Raw genomic sequence first — 17,055 nt, 5'->3', positions numbered from 1 at the left:
GGCGCTCCTAGCGCGGAACCGGGACGGTCGCGAGTATCGACCGGAGGACGTCGTCCGCGGCGACGCCGTCCATCTGGGCCTCGGGCCGGAGGGCCACGCGGTGGCGAAGGCACGGCAGCGCGAGCACCTTGACGTCGTCGGGCGACACGAAATCGCGTCCGCTCAACCACGCCCAGGCGCGTGAGGTGTTCAGCAGCGCCGTGGCGCCGCGTGGGGAGACCCCCAAATGGAAGCTGGGGGCGTTCCGGGTCGCCCGGACAAGGTCCACGATGTAGCCGAGGACCTCGGGGGAGACGGTGACCCCGCGGACTGCCGCGCGGGCCTCGCCGAGGTCGGCGGCGGACGCCACCGGGGTCACGCCGGCTCCGCGCAGATCGCGCGGGTCGAACCCCTCGCTGTGCCGGCGGACGATCTCGATCTCGTCCTCGCGGGGCGGAAGGTCCATGGTCAGTTTCAGCAGGAAGCGATCCAGCTGGGCCTCGGGCAGCGGATAGGTCCCCTCGTACTCCACGGGGTTCTGCGTGGCGGCCACGATGAACGGTTCCGGGAGTGGACGGGTGACCCCGTCGGCGCTGACCTGCCGCTCCTCCATGGCTTCCAGGAGCGAGGCCTGGGTTTTCGGGGGAGTCCGGTTGATCTCGTCTGCCAGCAGGATGTTCGTGAACACCGGGCCTTCCCGGAAGCTGAAGTCCGCGGAGTTCTGGTCGTAGACCAGGGAGCCGGTGACGTCGCCGGGCATCAGGTCCGGCGTGAACTGCACGCGCTTGGTGTCCAGGCCCAAGGCGGCGGACAGAGAACGGACCAGGAGCGTCTTGGCCACCCCGGGTACGCCCTCCAACAGGACGTGGCCCTGGGCCAGGAGCGCGATGAGCAGCCCCGTGACGGTGGCGTCCTGACCGACGACGGCCTTGGCGACCTCGCCGCGGACGTCGAGGAGGGCCTGGCGTGCACGGACGGGGTCTTGGACTTGCTGGCTCACGGGATTCCGATCTCCTGTTCGAGGGTGTGTAGTTCGTTGGCCCACGCGACGAGTTGCCTCTCGGTGGTGACGGCGGAGGGGCGGAGGAGCCGGTGGAGTTCCGCGTCGGTGCGATGGCCGGCCCGGGCCAGCGTGGCGACCACCATTTCCGTGGTGGCGCCGCGGCCCAGTCCGAGGTGGTGGGACATCCGGGTGAGCGAGGCCGAACGCAGGCTGGCCGTGGCCGCGGCGACGGCGCGGGAGTCCTGGTAGAGGCGCGCGCGCCCCTCGGCCGTCTCGGCGGCCGGCACGACGACGGGGAGCGGCTCCACCACCAGCGGCCCGTCGCGCCGGGCCCGCCACAGCACGGCGACGACGCCGAACAGCATCAGCCAGGTCGCCGCGGGCCCGAACCAGCCGGGGAGGAGTTCAAAGGGCGACGCCGGGGTCCCGTGGGTCGCCAGGTCGGTCACGGTGGGCTGGTACCAGACGAGAGTCGGCTCGGCACCGAGCGTCCAGAGTGCCAGTGCCGCATGCCCCTGCGCCAAGACGTTGGCGTTGTCCAGGAACGCCGTGTGCCCAAGGACGGTGGTGCGGCCGTCCGAGGCCACCGAGTGCGCCGTGCCGCCCGCCCGCGCATGGCCGTAGCAGCCCGAACCGCCCGTGTAGGTCCTTCCGCCCGCGGCCACGCCCGCCGCCTGCGCGGCGAAGGGCGCCGCGCAACTCGCCTCCACGGGCGATGGCGTGCCGTCGCGGACCGGTCCAGCGGGGCGGATGCGGTCGGTGAAGGGACGCAGTTGTTCGAACCCCGGCTCGACGAGCACGGTGCGGTCGGCCGCGGCCGACAACCGGCCGAGTTGCCCGGCGTCGAGGATGGACTCCGGATCGTGGAGCAGCAGCGTGGCGCCTGCGCCGTCGGCGGCCATGGCGAGGGCGGCATCGAGCGAATCGGGAACCGCCACGTGGACTCCGTTTCCCGCCAGGACGCGAACCACGGCCAGGGCCCCCTCGGGGGCCGCGTTGTCCGGACCGAGGACACGGCGGTCCCCGTCGTGCCCGGACACGGCGTAGAACACCCCGACGAGGCATGCGACGGCGCCGATGGCCAGCCAGAGCCGCCAGCGCAGCCAGAGCCGACGCCACATGCGGGAGGCGCTCTCCGGCGTGGCGGCGCGCTCGGTGCGCCTGCCGTCCGCGGCCGCGCCGGTCACGGCGGCGCTCACCGCGGAGCCTGCAGGGGGTGGGGCTGCGTCCCGTCGCCGGATCCCGCGGCCGTGGCGGCGGCGAGCCGGCGCTCGAGCTCGTCGATCCTGCGCCAGTCGCCGATATCGGCTCCATGGTTTCCGTAGTGGATGGCATTGAACAGGCCGGCGGCCCATCCCAGTGCGTCCGCCTCGGTGGGAAAGAGAAGTCCCAGGCGGTCCGAAGCCTCGTACGCGGTGCGTCCGGGGTTTTCGTCCAGGAACGTCCGTTCCTCGACCCGCCTGACCATCGCACGGAAACGCTGCAGGCAGGCGGTCGCCCACTCGCGGTTCCCGGCCGCCACGGCGGCGAGTTCCCGATAGTCCCGGGCCGACATCGCACTGTCCAGGCCGAGCTCGACGTCGGCGTCGACCGGAGTCGCCCGGCCTGCCAGGCGTGGCCGCGCCAGTAGCACGGAGGCGATCGCGACGGCCACGCCCGCCACCATCAAAACGGTGACGCCCAGGCCTGGCCGGAGCGACTCGAGGCCCGCGAGCCAGTCCGTGAACGACCGCCATGCCGACTCGAGGAACTCAAGGACCGGGGTCGGAAGCGCGTCCGAGTATTCGCGGCGCGCCAGCTCGCGGGCCAACTCGCCGCGCGCCTCGTCGAGGGTAGGTTCGTAGGCACCGGTCGGCGTGGTCCCGCTGGCAGGCACGTGCGTGTCCCTAACGCGCGCCGGGTCCGGCGGCCGCCGCGCCGCCGCCGGGCAGACCGTGGTCGGTGCCCGATTCGAATTCGTCCAGCAGGGCAAGGTCGAATCCCTCGCCCCTGATGCGCAGGTCGGTGTAGAGCAGGGACGAAACGGCGCACTGGTACGCGAACCCCAGGCCGGCCGCCACGGCGCCGAGCAGCGTCATGACGACGGTTAGGTTTCCGACCAGGGCGGACAGCGCACCGGGGTCCTCCGGGGAGACGATGCCACCGGTCAGGCCGGTCGCGAAACTGACCGGCGTCGTGATCAGGCTGGTCGCGATGCTCACGATCAATCCGGTCAGCAGCAGGATGCCGAGGCAGCGCCACCAGCTGGACCGGACCAGGTTCCAGGAGCGACCCATCGAAGCGAACACGCCCAGGTTCTCGATGACCAGCGCATGGGCGGACAGCGAGAGCCGGACGGTGATCCAGATTCCCGTCGCCAGCAGGCCGAGCAGCACCAGGACGACGATCGGGATGCCGATGGCCGCGTCGCCCACCGCGACGGCCAGGACGACCACCCCCACGAAAAGCGCGGTGGCGACGAGGCCGGCCGCCGCCCAGAGCAGGCCGAGGACGACGAGCCTGCCGAGCGCCGGCCGGGCCAACGCCAACGCGCGGCCCAGGGGCGTCCGAAGGTTCAGCGTGGCACGCAGCACCGGAACGGTCACCATGCCCTGGATAAACACGAGGAAAGCCCCGGACAGGATCCCCGCCGCCAGGATTCCGACCACGAACAGGATCAGTGGTCCCACCAGCGCCGCGTCGTCGGGAGCGGCTCCGGCGAGCGCCTCCGGAGCCATCATCACGGAAAAGAGGGGTGCGCCCAGCGCCGCGATGAACACGCCGCACAGTAACTGGAGCAGGACGGACGGACCCAGAGTGGCGCCGGCGTTCCGCCGGACCGACCGGAAGGCTCCGTCCAGCATGTCGCCGAGGCCCAACGGACGCAACGGCACCACGCCCGGCTTCGGCGGCGGCGAATAGCCGTGGCGCCCGGGCGGGGGACCGCCCGGGTGCGCCGCGTGGGGATCGGCAAACGGCCGGCCCCACGCATTCGGGGCGGGCGGCGCCCAGCCCTGCTGCGGCGTGGACTCGCCGTAGGGGTTGGTCGGTTGCTGCGTCATGGCTCTGGTTCCCCCATTGTCACGAGTCGACAAGTCACGAGTCGATCTTGGACCAGCCTAGTGCCCGCGGTGCGCCGCGCGGCCCTGCCGCGCCATGGCCTCCTATAGTGTTGTTGGACGACGGCGGCCGCTCGCCGTCGTCGTGGGAAAGGGGGAGCCATGAAGGCTCGAGTACTGGTGGTTGACGACGACGAGGCGTTGGCCGAGATGATCGGCATCGTCCTTCGCAACGACGACTTCGATCCCGTGTTCTGCTACGACGGCGCCAAGGCGCTGGAGGCGTTCCGCAACGCCAAGCCGGACCTGGTGCTGCTGGACCTGATGCTGCCCGGCATGGATGGAATCGAAGTCTGCCGGCTCATCCGCGCCGAGGCAGACGTCCCGATCGTGATGCTGACAGCCAAATCGGACACGGCCGACGTCGTGCGCGGCCTGGAGTCCGGCGCGGACGACTACGTGCCCAAACCCTTCAAGCCCGCGGAACTCATCGCCCGCGTCCGGGCCCGCCTGCGCATCGGCGAGAAACACGCGCCTGAGACCCTCAAGATCGCCGACCTCACCATCGACGTGGCCGGCCACTCCGTCACGCGCGGCTCCGAACACCTCTCGCTGACGCCCCTGGAATTCGACCTGCTCGTGGCCTTGGCGCGCAAGCCCTGGCAGGTGTTCACCCGCGAGCTTCTGCTGGAACAGGTCTGGGGCTACCGGCACGCCGCCGACACGCGATTGGTGAACGTTCACGTCCAGCGGCTGCGGTCCAAGGTCGAACGTGATCCGGAGAACCCTGAAGTGGTGCTGACCGTCCGCGGTGTCGGCTACAAGGCCGGCCAAGGCTGACCTTGGGATCCGTCGCGGCGCCGGAGGAGGCGGCGGGAACCGGCGACGGAACACCGACCGTCCAGAAGCCGCGCCGCCGGGTGGCCGCTTTCCGCAACAACCGGCGCATCCAACGCGTCTCCAACGCCTGGCGCCGCTCCCTGCAGCTGCGCGCGGTTGCCGCCACCGTCCTGCTCTCGGCCTTGGCACTGGCCGGAACCGGCGCGTTCCTGTCCAACCAGATCGCCGCCGGTTTGTTCGAGGAGCGGTTCCGGCAGGTTGAAGACGAATCCGTGCGCGGGCTGAACCGGGTCAAGTCCAATTTCGAGTCGGCGGCGACCACGGACCGGTCCAGCACCGTGGCCTTCGTCAACGACACGCTGAAACTGGTCCAGGGGGACGGCGCAACCGTCCAACGGGATTTCGTGCTGACGCCCCTTCCGAGTTCCGAGAACATCTACGTCACGAACACTGCCAGTGGAGGACTCACCACCGGCGTCATTCCCGATGCGCTCGCCACGACCGTCCGGGAAAACTCGGGCGTCTTCTGGCAGTCCATCGAATACCCGCGGAATAACATCGACGTCCCCGGCCTGGCCTTCGGGACGCAGGTATCGCTCCCGCCGGGACGCGCCTACGCGTTGTATCTGGTCTACGACCTGTCCTCCGTCCAGGAAACGCTCGACCTGATCCACCGTGTGATGGGGATCGGCGGGATCGTGCTGCTCGTGGTGACCGGTGGCATCGCCTGGTACACCACGCGGCTGGTGGTCCGACCGGTCTCCAACGCGGCGCTCGTGTCCGAGAAGCTGGCCGACGGGGAACTCCAGGAACGCATGGAGGTCCACGGGGAAGACGAGATCGCCAGGCTGGGGACATCGTTCAACCGCATGGCCGCGAACCTCCAGGACCAGATCACGCAGCTGGCCAGGCTGTCGCGGATGCAGCAGCGTTTCGTCTCCGACGTGTCCCACGAACTGCGCACCCCGCTCACGACGGTGCGCATGGCGGCGGAGGTGCTCCACGACGCGCGCGCGGACTTCGACCCGGTCAACAGGCGCTCCGCGGAACTGCTCTACAACCAGGTCGAGCGTTTCCAGAACCTGCTGAACGACCTGCTGGAGGTCTCGCGGTTCGACGCCGGCGTCGCGGTGCTCGACGCCGAGGCCCTCGACATCGTCCCCATCGTCCGACGCGTCGTCGATTCCGCCCAGATGCACGCGGAGACCGCGGGCACTCCGCTGCGCATCCACGCGCCGTCGGACGGGTGCGTCGTGGAGATGGATCCGCGGCGCATCGAACGCGTCGTCCGGAACCTGGTCATGAACGCCGTGGAACACGGCGAGGGCCGCCCCATTGACATCACGGTGGCCGGGGACGACCACTCCGTCGCCGTCGTGGTGAGGGACCACGGCATCGGCATGTCGCCCGCCGACGCCGCCCGTGTCTTCGACAGGTTTTGGCGGGCGGATCCGGCACGGGCGCGGACCACCGGCGGCAGCGGCCTGGGCCTCTCGATCGCCACGGAGGACACGCGGCTCCACGGCGGCTGGCTGCAGGCATGGGGCGAGCAGGGCCACGGCGCCTCGTTCCGCCTCACGCTGCCGTGTCGGTCGGGGGGCACGGTGGAGGCCTCGCCACTGCCGCTGGTGCCGAAGGACAACACGGTCGAAAATGGGGAGAGGGATGCGACGGGAGGACAGGATGCCTAGAACGCAGGACGAGCGTAGGGGTGGTGGAAGGTTCCACGGCGTGCCGGTGCGGGCGCTGGTCGCCATGCTGGCCGCCGTCGTGCTCCTCGCCGCCGGCTGTGGCTCCATACCCGTCCGCGGGGCGGTGGGCACCATCGGACCCGAGGGCCAGACGGAGTCCGAATTCCAGTACGCCTTCACGCCGCCCGGTCCGGAAGACGGTGCCGGCCCCGTCGAGATCATCGCGGGCTTCTACCGTGCGGGCATCTCGCCGCAGGACGACTACAAGGTGGCCCGCGAATACCTGGCTCCCGAACTGGCGCGCTCCTGGCAGAGCACGGCACGAACCCTGGTCTACGACTCCGAGCCGAACGTCGTCTCCAATGTCGAGGAGGGCAGCTACACGATCGAATTGGCCGTCGTCGCGACCATCGACGAGCACGGCATCCTGACCCGCAGCCCCGAGAACGCCACCGAATCCGTGGAGGTTGCCCTGACCGAAGTGGAAGACGAATGGCGCATCTCCGCCGCGCCGGACGGAACGCTGGTGGAGCAGGGGAACTTCCCGGTGTTGTTCTCGCCCTACGCCCTGTACTTCTACGATTCGACGCTGGCCTACGCCATTCCCGACTACCGGTGGTTCGCCAACCGGCAGTCCCTTGCCGCGCCCCTTGTCGAATCCATGTTGGCGGGTCCCGCGCCTTATCTGCGCAACGCGGTGCGCACCGCGTTCCCGGAGGACAGCGAGTTGGCCCGGGCGGCCGTGCCCGTGGAGGCCCGGCACGCGACGGTGGACTTCGCGGACGGCGTGTTCGCCGACACCACGGAACTGCACCGCCAGCAGATGCAGCAGCAACTGGAGCTCACGCTGGCCGGCGTCGGGAACATCTCCTCCGTCACGATGACGGTCGGACAGCGTGCGGTCAGTCTGGGGGACACGTCGCCCGACTTCGTCAACGCCGTCGTCAACCCCGCGGTTCCGGACACGCAGGTGGCGGTTGCGGACAAGCAGTTGGTCTACTACCAGGGGAACGGCGTCCAGGCAGTGGTCGGTGTCGGGGACATCTCCGGGCACGATCCCCGCGACCCGGCCATGTCCCCGGCCGGCAACCGCTTCGCCTTCCTCAACGGCGACCGGAGCCGGCTGTTCACGGTCGGTGAGGGCGGCGCCGTCCGGCGCGGCGCATCGGGAAAAAGCCTGTTGGCGCCCAGCATCGATATCCATGGATGGACCTGGACGGTGGATCCCACCGACCGGACCCACGTGTATGCGGTGCCGGAGGACAGGGCGCGCCACGGCGAGGTCCGTGAGGTTGCGGCCGCCTGGATGGATAATGCGGTGGTCTCGTCACTGCGGATCTCCCGGGATGGCGCCCGCGCCGTCGTGGTCGCCGAAATCGATGGCGAGGCGGGCGTGTACGTCTCCGGAGTGATCAGGGACACCGAAGGCGTGCCGCGCGGATTCATCGAGCCGTCGCGCCTACCCTCGACCGTCCCCGTGGGCAAGGCCGTCTGGGACTCGGCGACCTCCGTGATCGTCATGGCGCCCGACAACGAGCAGCCGGTCGAGGCCGAACGCATCCCGCTGGCAGGGGACAGCGAAGTCTTCCAGCCGCTGCTGGGCATGACGGGAATATCGGCCGCGCCGGGCGAGCAGCGCACCGTCTACGCGGAAACGCCCGAGGGAGTCTACTCGCGGGTGAGCAACCTGTGGAAGAAGCAGGCGGGACAGGCCCGCTATTTGGCCTACCCCGGCTGACGCCCGCCTCCACGCCGAAGTCCTTCCACACGTTCCGGTCCGCGCCGCCGGTCCACAGTCCGGCGTCGCCCGAGCGCGGCACGGCCCCGCGTCGGCGACGATGGGGCCATGGACCGCCCCTTCGCACCCCACATCGCAGCGACAGTGGACGCCTGGCTTTTCCACCCCCGGGCACTCTCGGCCGTGGCGGCCTTGCGCGACTTGGCCTCGGTCCTCTCCCCGTCCGACTGCGTCGGGTGCGGGGCGTCGGACGCGGTGCTCTGCCCGCGCTGCCGGGCGGTGATCCGCGCCGCCACGGTGCGTCCCTTTCCCGCGCACGACGGCGCGGAGTCGCTACCGCTGCGGGAAGCCCTCTCACCCGTACGCGCCACCGCCCCGCCCGTGGGAGCCGGCATCGACGCCGGCGGGACGCCGGGGGGATTCCTCGAGCCGCTTCCGGCCGTCGCCGCGGGGATCTACCGGAACGAATTGGCGGCGGCGTTGTTGGCGTTCAAGAACAAACAACGCACGGGACTCGTATCCGTGTTGGGACCGGCGCTCGCCGGTGCCCTGAGAACAGCGCGCCCGGCCTGGGAACGTGACGGGCCGTCGTCCGGAGACGGAGGCGCAGACTCGGAGGTGCTGCTGGTCCCCGTTCCCTCCCGCTTCGCCGCGCGCACGCGTCGTGGATACGCCCCCGTTGACGTCCTTGCCGGGTGGGTGTCCGCGCGGGGGTTGCTTCCACGCGGAACACGGGTGGAGGGGTTGCTCGTCCAGCGCGACCTCCTTGGCCTCGGCCACGGGGCGCAGAAGGGCAAGGGGCGCCGTGCACGGGGGCAGGCCAGGGGATCCATGTCGGTGCGACGCGGCAAGGTCGCGAAAGGCCGGACCTGCGTGATTGTGGATGACGTGCTGACCACCGGCGCGACGGTTGCAGAGGCGTACCGGTGCCTTACGGAGGCCGGTGCACGGGTCGAGGCGGCCGTCTTCGTCGCCGCGACGCGTCCGCCCCGACACGCCGACTCCGCGGATGCACAGGACGGTTCAGCGGACGGTGAACGAGAAACATTTGGCAACTCCATTGAAACCGGCTAGGGGTGAACTACGGTGAGTTATGGGCACCTCGCCAGGAGGATAAGAACCCATCTTCAGCGGCTGGAAGGAGCACCCCTTTTGGCCGCTGATGTGTCACCCGAGGCAAGTAGTAGGAGGACACCATGGAGATGATGATCACCGGACGCAACCTGACGGTTTCCGACAGGTTCCGGGAGTACGCGGACGAAAAGGTCGCGAAGATCGAGCAACTGGCAACGAAGGTCCAGCGCCTCGACGTCAAGGTGACCAAGGAGCCCAACGCACGCCAGACCGACACGCAGCTCACCGTTGAGATCAGTGTCGTCGGCCGGGGACCTGCCATCCGCGCGGAGGCCAAGGCGGCGGACAAGTTCGCGGCATTCGACATCGCTTTCTCCAAACTGCTCGAGCGTCTGCGGCGCGCAAGGGACCGCAAGAAGGTCCACCACGGACGCCAGACGCCGCAGGCGGTTTTCCAGGCCACGTCCACACTCGAACCGGCGAGTTCGACCGTGCCCCTCCACGAGGAGGCCGCAAGGGACCAGGCCGAAGCAGCGGCTCCCGTGGCGGAGGCCCCCGCCGAAAACCCGGTGGAGATCCGCCGGAAGGTCTTTCCCGCGGCTTCCATGAGCGTCGACGACGCCGTCGACCGCATGGAGCTGGTGGGACACCCCTTTTACCTGTTCGTCGACGACACCACGGGCCAGCCGTCGGTGGTCTACCGCCGGAAGGGCTGGGCCTACGGCATCATCTCCCTGGACGGCGAATGCAACGACGAGGAAACGGTGGAGGTTCGCCACTACCGCGGCGCCGAGGCGGCAAACGCCTAGGACGCGGATGGCCGGTCCTAGACTGGCCGCATGACACCACGGATGACCTTGGAACAGGCACGGCGCATCGCGCTGGCGGCCCAGGGCCTATCCACACGGAGGCCCACCGGCCGGGCGAGTGCCCGACGGGTGGGCCTTGCCGTGGAGAGGCTACAACTCCTGCAGATCGACTCGGTCAATGTCCTCAGCCGCGCGCACTACCTGCCGCTCTATTCCCGCCTCGGGGACTACGACCGCGACGTGTTGGACCGGCTCGCGTCACGGCAGCCCCGGCGATTCGTGGAGTACTGGGCGCACGAGGCAAGTTTTGTCCGCCCGGAGCACTTCGCTGACCTGCGGGTTTGGCAGCGCCGCAACTGGATGGGCGAGTTCTCCAGCGACTCCGGCGAGCTCCGGCGGACCGCCGACCTGGTGCTGGAGACCCTGCACGCGTCGAGGCCCCTGACGGCCCGCCAGGTGCAGGCGCGCCTCGGACACGTGGAGGACCCGCATCCGGACAACTGGGGCTGGAACTGGTCTGCGGTCAAGAGGTCGCTCGAGGTGCTGTTTGCGGCCGGCGATGTGGGATCCGCCGGCCGCACCCAGCAGTTCGAGCGGCGCTACGCTCCCATCGCCAGCGTGCTGCCGGGTGGTTTCCCGGCCGATCCGAACCCGGACCCGGACGAAGCCATGCTGCGCTTGATCGCTGCGGCGGCGCGGGCGCACGGAATCGGCACGGTGCGCTGCTTCGCCGACTATTTCCGGGTTCCCCTGAAGCCGGCCGCGCGCGCGGTTGACCGGCTGGTGGGGCGGGGCGAGCTGGAGCCCGTCCACGTCGACGGTTGGCGCGGCGACCAATACGTGCACGTCGCTGCCGCGGTGCCGCGAACGGCGTCGGGTCGGGCTCTCCTGGGTCCCTTTGACTCCATGGTGTTCGAACGCCGGCGGCTCGAGGAGCTCTTCGGCTTCCGCTACCGGATCGAGATCTACACGCCCGAACCGAAGCGGCAGTTCGGCTACTACGTCCTGCCGTTCCTTTTGGGCCAGCGAATGGCGGCCCGCGTGGACCTGAAATCGGATCGGGCGAACGGGAAGCTGCTGGTCCGTGCCAGCCACGCGGAGACCGACGCACCACGGGAGACGGCCGGCGAGTTGGCCCGGGAACTGCGCCTGATGGCCGGGTGGCTGGGGCTCGGCGAGGTGGTGGTTGAACCGCGCGGCGACCTGGCCCCGGAACTCGCGGCGGAGGTGCGAAACGACGGCGCGGGAACCATCCCCTGAGGTCGATCGTGTCTCACGTAGACTGGCCTAGCCAGAATTCCTGTGCCTGAGATTTGGGAGCTGCCACGTGGCATCACTGCTAGAACGCGTCCTGCGAACCGGCGACAAGAAGACCTTGAAGCGCTTGCGCGGCTACGCCGACGCCGTCAACGTGCTCGACGAGGAATTCAGGTCGCTCACCGATGCCGAGCTGCGCGGTGAAACGGACAAGTTCAAGCAGCGCTACCAGGATGGCGCCACGCTGGACTCCCTGCTTCCCGAGGCGTTCGCGGCGGTACGCGAGGCCGCAGGCCGTACCCTCGGAATGCGCCACTTCGACGTCCAGCTGATGGGTGGAGCCGCGCTGCACTTGGGCAACATCGCCGAGATGAAGACCGGCGAGGGCAAGACGCTCGTGGCCACCGGTCCCGCCTACCTCAACGCGATCACCGGCGCGGGCGTGCACGTGGTGACCACGAACGACTACCTGGCGCAATACCAGTCGGACCTGATGGGCCGCGTGTACCGTTTCCTCGGCCTGACCAGCGGCTGCATCCTGTCCAACCAGGACCCCTCCGTCCGCCGCGAGCAGTACCTTGCGGACGTCACCTACGGCACGAACAACGAGTTCGGCTTCGACTACCTGCGCGACAACATGGCGTGGTCCAAGGACGAACTCGTCCAGCGCGGGCACAACTTCGCCATCGTCGACGAGGTCGACTCGATTCTCATCGACGAGGCCCGCACCCCGCTGATCATCTCCGGGCAGGCTACCGGCGACGTGAATCGTTGGTTCGGGGAGTTCGCCCGCCTCGTCACCCGGCTGAAGCTCGACGAAGACTACGAGGTCGATGAGAAGAAGCGCACTATCGGTGTCCTCGAATCCGGTATCGAGAAGGTCGAGGACTACCTCGGCATCCACAATCTCTACGAGTCCGCCAACACGCCGCTCATCGGTTTCCTGAACAACGCCATCAAGGCCAAGGAACTCTTCAAGAAGGACAAGGACTACGTCGTGATGAACGGCGATGTGATGATCGTCGACGAGCACACGGGGCGCACCCTGGCCGGACGCCGCTACAACGAGGGCATGCACCAGGCCATCGAAGCCAAAGAGGGCGTGGAAATCAAGGCCGAGAACCAGACCATGGCCACCGTCACGCTCCAGAACTACTTCCGTCTGTACTCCAAGTTGTCGGGAATGACCGGTACCGCCCAGACCGAGGCCGCCGAGTTCATGGGAACCTACAAGCTCGGTGTGGTGGAGATTCCGACGAACAAGCCGATGCAGCGCCAGGACCAGTCGGACCTCATTTATAAGAATGAAATCGCGAAGTTCGAGGCAGTGGTCAAGGACATCGCCGAACGCCACGCGGCCGGACAGCCGGTCCTGGTCGGAACGACCAGCGTCGAGAAGAGCGAGTACCTCTCCCGCAAGCTGGCGAAGGAAGGCGTCCGGCACGAGGTGCTGAACGCGAAACAGCATGCGCGCGAGGCCGCGATCATTGCACAGGCGGGCAAGAGGGCCGCCGTGACCGTGGCCACCAACATGGCCGGACGCGGAACCGACATCATGCTTGGAGGCAACGCCGAGTTCCTTGCGGTTGCCGAGATGGAACGGCGCGGTCTTGACCCGGCCACCGATTCGGAGCAGTACGAACGCGTCTGGGACGAGGTTTTCGCGGCATCGACCATGCAGGTCGAGTCCGAGGCAGAGGAGGTCCGCAAGCAGGGCGGGCTGTATGTGCTCGGCACCGAGCGCCACGAGTCCCGCCGCATCGACAATCAGCTGCGTGGACGTTCCGGCCGACAGGGCGACCCGGGCGAATCGCGGTTCTACCTGTCCATGACCGATGAGCTGATGCGCAGGTTCAACGCCAACGCGGCGCAGCGGATCATGAACAACCCGTCCATGCCGGACGATATGGCCCTGGAGTCGAAAATTGTCTCGAAGGCCATCGAAACGGCGCAGGGCCAGGTGGAATCAACGAACGCCGAGCAGCGCAAGAACGTCTTGAAGTACGACGACGTCATGAACCGCCAGCGTGAGGCCATCTATGGCGACCGGCGCCGGATTCTCGAAGGCGGCGACCTGCACGAGAAGGTCGGGCATTTCCTGGAGGATGTCGTCACCGCCATGGTCACCGAAACCACGGCCGAGGGCCACGGGGACGATTGGGACCTGGAGCGGCTCTGGACGAACCTGAAGCAGATCTATCCCGTGTCCCTCACGATCGACGAGGTGCTGGAGGAGGCCGGCGGCAAGGGAAAGCTCACCTCCGAGTTCCTCCACGAGGAGATCCTGTCCGACGCCCGGGTGCAGTACCAGATGCGCGAGGAGGCCGTGGGCGAACCGAACATGCGCGAGCTGGAGCGTCGGGTCGTGCTGAGTGTCATTGGCCGCAAGTGGCAGGAGCACCTGTATGAGATGGACTACCTCAAGGAAGGCATCGGATTGCGGGCTATGGCCCAGCGTGACCCGCTGGTCGAGTACCAGCGCGAGGGCTACACGATGTTCCAGACCATGATGGAGTCCATCCGCGAAGAAAGCATCGGTTTCCTCTTCAACGTGGAGGTCGAGGTTGCGAAGCCCGCACGGGTGACGTTGCCCGGCGTCACTGACGGCCGCGGAGCGACTCTTGCCCCCGTTCTGTCCACGCCCGGCCTCGACGCACCGGACAAGCCGGCGACCTTGCAGTACACGGCCCCCTCGGAAGACGGGGGCGCCAGTACCCACGTCGAACGCACCGCTGCGGAGGACGCGGAGTCGGCCAACCGGGCAGAACGCCGCGGCAAGAAGGGCAAGCGCAGCTAGCCGATTTCCAGGGCGGAAACCTTCCACTGTCCGCGCCGCAGCTCGATCCTCAGAGCGGCGGCGCGGACCCGTGTCTGGTCCACCACGACAAGTGACGCCTCGTAGACCCCTTCGCCGACCCGGCACAGGCGGGTCCGCCGGACCGCGGTGTTCCGGTAGAGACGTGTCCCTGCGGACTGATGCGCCGTCGTCGTGAGCTGGACGCGGTCGCAGATCTTCTCGAAGCTCTCGGGGTCCAGCCACCGGGCCAGCTGGTGGACCGGCCGGATGCCGGCCATCGATTCAAATGCGGCCTGGCCTACGACACGGGCTATCGACGCTATGTGGCGGTGTTCTGCCCGCAGGTCGATCGGCTCCGGGGGATTTGGCGACCGTACCGGCGGTTCGCGTCGGTCGCCCGCGGACGGTGAGGCGCCGGCGGAGCCTCCTGTGGATGAGCCGTATGACGGCATCACGTCGGCGAAGCGTCGGACGGCGTGGGGTTGATCGCCGCCGCTGGCTGGGCCGTGGAGTGGTCGGGACGTGATGGGGCGGGGTTCCGGCGTGGTGGTCATGATGTCCTCCCGAGACGGTTCGTTGGATTGGGTGCTTGTTGGTTATCCGGCAGGCGGAATGAGTATCGACCCGACCGACAGGTGGTCGGGGTCGGAACCGATGGTGTGGCGATTCGCGCCATACCAGCGCGGCCATTCGCGCGCGATCTCGGCCTCCGTGGCGTCGCCTCCGAGGCTCCGGGCCGCAATGGACCAGAGCGAATCGCCACGGGTCACGACGACGTCCCGTCCGGAATCCGACGGTGCGGATCCGCCGAGTACGCGGTCCATGGGTGCGGCCGGTTTCTCCGCACGCCAGCCCGGATCCGGGGCGCCTGCCGTAGCCCGCGGATTTACCGCCGATTCGGCTACCGTGTCCCTTGTTCCGACGTCGGTCGCCCAGTAGGGGACGGGGACCCCGGTGGCCTTCGCCGCCACGATCGGGGCGGACGCGGGCGCCGATGCCGCATGGGCAGCGGGCGACAGCAGCAGATTCGCGCCGAGCAGCGCCGCGACGAGGCGACGCATGAATGCGGGACTGAGGCGCGCCGTCCGACGCGCCGCCTCCGTGTGCCCCGAACGTGCCATCACGCTGGCAGCGAGCGCGGCCGCCAGCCCCACGGCCCACCAGCCCAGCACCAGCAGGCCGAGGACCATGAGTGCCAAGGCGCTCAGGCTCTCGAACTCGCTGGACGAAGCGGGAACGGCCAAGAGCGCGCGAGCACCGCCGTCCAGGGGTCCCAAGCCGCACCAGAGGAGAAACGTGCCGAGTGCGGCGATGGTAAGGCACCAGGCATAGTCGAGAGATTCGGCTCTCATTGCATTCACCGTTCTTTGGGGGATTAGAAGCTATTTGATGTCGTTTAGTATCGCTTGTGCCCATATCGTGCCATTTGTCGTGCGGGGTGTCCAGAGTGTGTCGAGTGTTCGCTAGGCTGGCGTGCATGAGATGGGATGCCCTGTTTGCCGACCTCGAAGCGCAGATGAACGGCGAAGCCGCCCGTGACCGCGTGGTCGAAATCCAGGAAATGGTCCGCATTGAGCGTTCCCAACTTCCTTTGGCTAGACGACTGGGCGGCCACCTTGGCGGGGAAGTGACCCTGCTGCTCTTGGGTGGGCTTCTGCTGCGCGGACGCCTGCAGCGGGTGGGGGCGGGGTGGCTGGGACTGGTGTCCGGAGGAGCCGAGTACGTCGTGCCGGTTGCGGCCCTCCGTTCGGTAGAGGGTGTGGGTGTCAGGGTCGCACCGGAAGAAAACGGGGGACGCCGGCTGCCGAGCCTCGGTGCCGCACTGAGGGCGCTGGTGCGGGACCGGGCACGCGTCACGCTGCATGCCCGGGACGGAGCCGTTCTCGGGACGGGGACGTTGGACCACGCTGGAGCCGATCACCTCCAGCTTGCGGCCCATCCCCTCGGTGAATTCCGGCGGGGCTCGTCCGTCCGGTCGCTCCTTCTGGTGCCGTTCGACGCCGTCGCCGCCGTCCAGCGCGACCCCTAGGTCCGCAGGGCGTGCCCTGTCCACAGGTTTGCGGTTCGCTTTTCCGTGACGGGCGTTTAACCAATAGTGTGGAATCGTGCCCTCCGCGCAGGCGGCGGTGCCGAATCATGCGGCGGGCGAGGGCCCGGAAGGCGGGGGACGACTCATGGAACCGAATACGAGCGACGGCGAGCTGCGCCGCCTGCGGAAGCCGGGGTGGAAAGATCCGCGTCTTCTGGTCGGGATCCTGCTGATGGTCGCGTCGGTTGCCGGTGTGGTGGCGTTGATCTCCAGTCTGGACAAGTCCGTGGCAATGTACGTCGCCAAGGAAGACATCTCGCTGGGAGAGAAGGTGGAAGCGTCCCGGCTGTCCGTGGTCGAGGTTCGCCTCGACGGCACCGCCGACCGCTACGCCGTCGCCGGTGGTATTCCGGAAGGGGCCCAGGCGAACACGTTGATCCGGGCTGGCGAACTTGTCCCGATGCGCGCGTTGGGGGTGCCGGATGCCACCGGACGCAAACCGGTGACGATCGAATTGCAGCAGGCCCTACCGCAGGCTGTCGTCGTCGGAACGCGCGTTGACATCTGGTCGGGCGCGAAGACGGCAGCGACGAACTCGTACGAGCAGCCCGAGCTTCTCCTCCCAGGTGCCGAGGTTTCCGCGCTACGGCCGATGGAAACCGGATTCGGCGGAACCGCCGGCATCGTGGTCGAGGTCCTTGTGGAGGACGGCAAACTCGCGCAGTTGCTCAATGCCCTGGCAAACGACGCGCGCATCACAGTGGTCCACAATCCGTCCGGTGGCACGCCGTGACGGTGTC

The 17,055-nt window shown here is 68.5% G+C and carries 15 protein-coding genes; 9 read left to right on the top strand and 6 right to left on the bottom strand.

Annotated features, from left to right (window positions below):
- Nucleotides 1-7: 7 nt before the first annotated feature.
- The 4 genes from AC0QSG_RS05900 to AC0QSG_RS05885 are packed head-to-tail and all read right to left on the bottom strand — an operon-like array spanning nt 8 to nt 4,023.
- On the bottom strand, nt 8-979 hold the full coding sequence (locus AC0QSG_RS05900; RefSeq protein WP_475376947.1) for an AAA family ATPase: 972 nt from the start codon (nt 977-979) through the stop codon (nt 8-10).
- Nucleotides 976-2,181 carry a DUF4350 domain-containing protein gene (locus AC0QSG_RS05895; RefSeq protein WP_475376946.1) on the bottom strand — a complete coding sequence of 402 codons (1,206 nt, stop codon included), beginning with the start codon at nt 2,179-2,181 and terminating at the stop codon, nt 976-978. The genes AC0QSG_RS05900 and AC0QSG_RS05895 overlap by 4 nt, the downstream gene beginning before the upstream one ends.
- Nucleotides 2,178-2,858, bottom strand: a complete 681-nt coding sequence (locus AC0QSG_RS05890; RefSeq protein ID WP_475376945.1) for a DUF4129 domain-containing protein — start codon at nt 2,856-2,858, stop codon at nt 2,178-2,180. Before AC0QSG_RS05890 ends, AC0QSG_RS05895 begins: the two co-directional genes overlap by 4 nt.
- A gap of 10 nt (nt 2,859-2,868) precedes the next feature.
- Entirely contained in the window at nt 2,869-4,023 is a 1,155-nt protein-coding gene (locus tag AC0QSG_RS05885) for a DUF7847 domain-containing protein (RefSeq protein WP_475376944.1), read from the bottom strand.
- 159 nt (nt 4,024-4,182) lie between these two features.
- Between AC0QSG_RS05885 and mtrA the strand changes: the two genes are divergently transcribed.
- The 7 genes from mtrA (at nt 4,183) to secA (ending at nt 14,226) form a co-directional block, all read left to right on the top strand.
- A complete protein-coding gene (gene mtrA, locus AC0QSG_RS05880; protein ID WP_435726503.1) occupies nt 4,183-4,860 on the top strand; it encodes an MtrAB system response regulator MtrA in 678 nt (225 codons plus the stop codon).
- Nucleotides 4,861-4,862: 2 nt separating this feature from the next.
- Complete coding sequence (gene mtrB, locus AC0QSG_RS05875) at nt 4,863-6,551, top strand: MtrAB system histidine kinase MtrB (protein WP_475376943.1); 1,689 nt, start codon at nt 4,863-4,865, stop codon at nt 6,549-6,551.
- Nucleotides 6,544-8,289 (top strand): LpqB family beta-propeller domain-containing protein, encoded by a 1,746-nt coding sequence (locus AC0QSG_RS05870; RefSeq protein ID WP_475376942.1) that lies wholly within the window; start codon nt 6,544-6,546, stop codon nt 8,287-8,289. Before mtrB ends, AC0QSG_RS05870 begins: the two co-directional genes overlap by 8 nt.
- Nucleotides 8,290-8,397: 108 nt before the next feature.
- Nucleotides 8,398-9,363 carry a ComF family protein gene (locus tag AC0QSG_RS05865; RefSeq protein WP_475376941.1) on the top strand — a complete coding sequence of 322 codons (966 nt, stop codon included), beginning with the start codon at nt 8,398-8,400 and terminating at the stop codon, nt 9,361-9,363.
- Between the two features lie 122 nt (nt 9,364-9,485).
- The gene (hpf, locus tag AC0QSG_RS05860) at nt 9,486-10,172 is read left to right on the top strand and encodes a ribosome hibernation-promoting factor, HPF/YfiA family (protein ID WP_475376940.1); all 687 of its coding nucleotides are present in this window, start codon (nt 9,486-9,488) and stop codon (nt 10,170-10,172) included.
- Nucleotides 10,173-10,202: 30 nt separating this feature from the next.
- Nucleotides 10,203-11,432: a winged helix-turn-helix domain-containing protein gene (locus AC0QSG_RS05855; protein ID WP_475376939.1), complete on the top strand. Its 1,230-nt coding sequence runs from the start codon at nt 10,203-10,205 to the stop codon at nt 11,430-11,432.
- Between the two features lie 67 nt (nt 11,433-11,499).
- A complete protein-coding gene (secA, locus tag AC0QSG_RS05850; protein WP_475376938.1) occupies nt 11,500-14,226 on the top strand; it encodes a preprotein translocase subunit SecA in 2,727 nt (908 codons plus the stop codon).
- Here the strand turns inward: secA and AC0QSG_RS05845 are convergent.
- Nucleotides 14,223-14,504: an Rv3235 family protein gene (locus AC0QSG_RS05845; RefSeq protein WP_475376937.1), complete on the bottom strand. Its 282-nt coding sequence runs from the start codon at nt 14,502-14,504 to the stop codon at nt 14,223-14,225. The two genes, secA and AC0QSG_RS05845, sit on opposite strands and share 4 nt — an antisense overlap.
- A 318-nt stretch (nt 14,505-14,822) precedes the next feature.
- Nucleotides 14,823-15,578 (bottom strand): LysM peptidoglycan-binding domain-containing protein, encoded by a 756-nt coding sequence (locus AC0QSG_RS05840; protein WP_475376936.1) that lies wholly within the window; start codon nt 15,576-15,578, stop codon nt 14,823-14,825.
- 125 nt (nt 15,579-15,703) lie between these two features.
- Here AC0QSG_RS05840 and AC0QSG_RS05835 point away from each other — a divergent pair, with 125 nt between their 5' ends.
- Together AC0QSG_RS05835 and AC0QSG_RS05830 are read left to right on the top strand one after the other, a co-directional pair.
- The gene (locus tag AC0QSG_RS05835) at nt 15,704-16,255 is read left to right on the top strand and encodes a hypothetical protein (RefSeq protein WP_435726512.1); all 552 of its coding nucleotides are present in this window, start codon (nt 15,704-15,706) and stop codon (nt 16,253-16,255) included.
- 76 nt (nt 16,256-16,331) lie between these two features.
- Nucleotides 16,332-17,048, top strand: a complete 717-nt coding sequence (locus AC0QSG_RS05830; RefSeq protein ID WP_475376935.1) for a hypothetical protein — start codon at nt 16,332-16,334, stop codon at nt 17,046-17,048.
- The last annotated feature ends 7 nt before the right edge of the window (nt 17,049-17,055 follow it).

This window comes from Arthrobacter sp. LT660, from assembly GCF_056172845.1.
The sequence above is the reverse complement of the archived record's forward strand: the minus strand, read 5'-3'. Positions and strand labels throughout refer to the sequence as shown.

Excerpts from the sequence above, each read along its gene's own strand:
- AC0QSG_RS05845 (WP_475376937.1), bottom strand. The coding sequence starts at position 14,504 with ATGGCCGGCATCCGGCCGGTCCACCAGCTGGCCCGGTGGCTGGACCCC.
- AC0QSG_RS05835 (WP_435726512.1), top strand. The coding sequence starts at position 15,704 with ATGAGATGGGATGCCCTGTTTGCCGACCTCGAAGCGCAGATGAACGGC.
- AC0QSG_RS05865 (WP_475376941.1), top strand. The coding sequence starts at position 8,398 with ATGGACCGCCCCTTCGCACCCCACATCGCAGCGACAGTGGACGCCTGG.
- mtrA (WP_435726503.1), top strand. The coding sequence starts at position 4,183 with ATGAAGGCTCGAGTACTGGTGGTTGACGACGACGAGGCGTTGGCCGAG.
- hpf (WP_475376940.1), top strand. The coding sequence starts at position 9,486 with ATGGAGATGATGATCACCGGACGCAACCTGACGGTTTCCGACAGGTTC.
- AC0QSG_RS05840 (WP_475376936.1), bottom strand. The coding sequence starts at position 15,578 with ATGAGAGCCGAATCTCTCGACTATGCCTGGTGCCTTACCATCGCCGCA.
- AC0QSG_RS05870 (WP_475376942.1), top strand. The coding sequence starts at position 6,544 with ATGCCTAGAACGCAGGACGAGCGTAGGGGTGGTGGAAGGTTCCACGGC.
- AC0QSG_RS05855 (WP_475376939.1), top strand. The coding sequence starts at position 10,203 with ATGACACCACGGATGACCTTGGAACAGGCACGGCGCATCGCGCTGGCG.
- AC0QSG_RS05885 (WP_475376944.1), bottom strand. The coding sequence starts at position 4,023 with ATGACGCAGCAACCGACCAACCCCTACGGCGAGTCCACGCCGCAGCAG.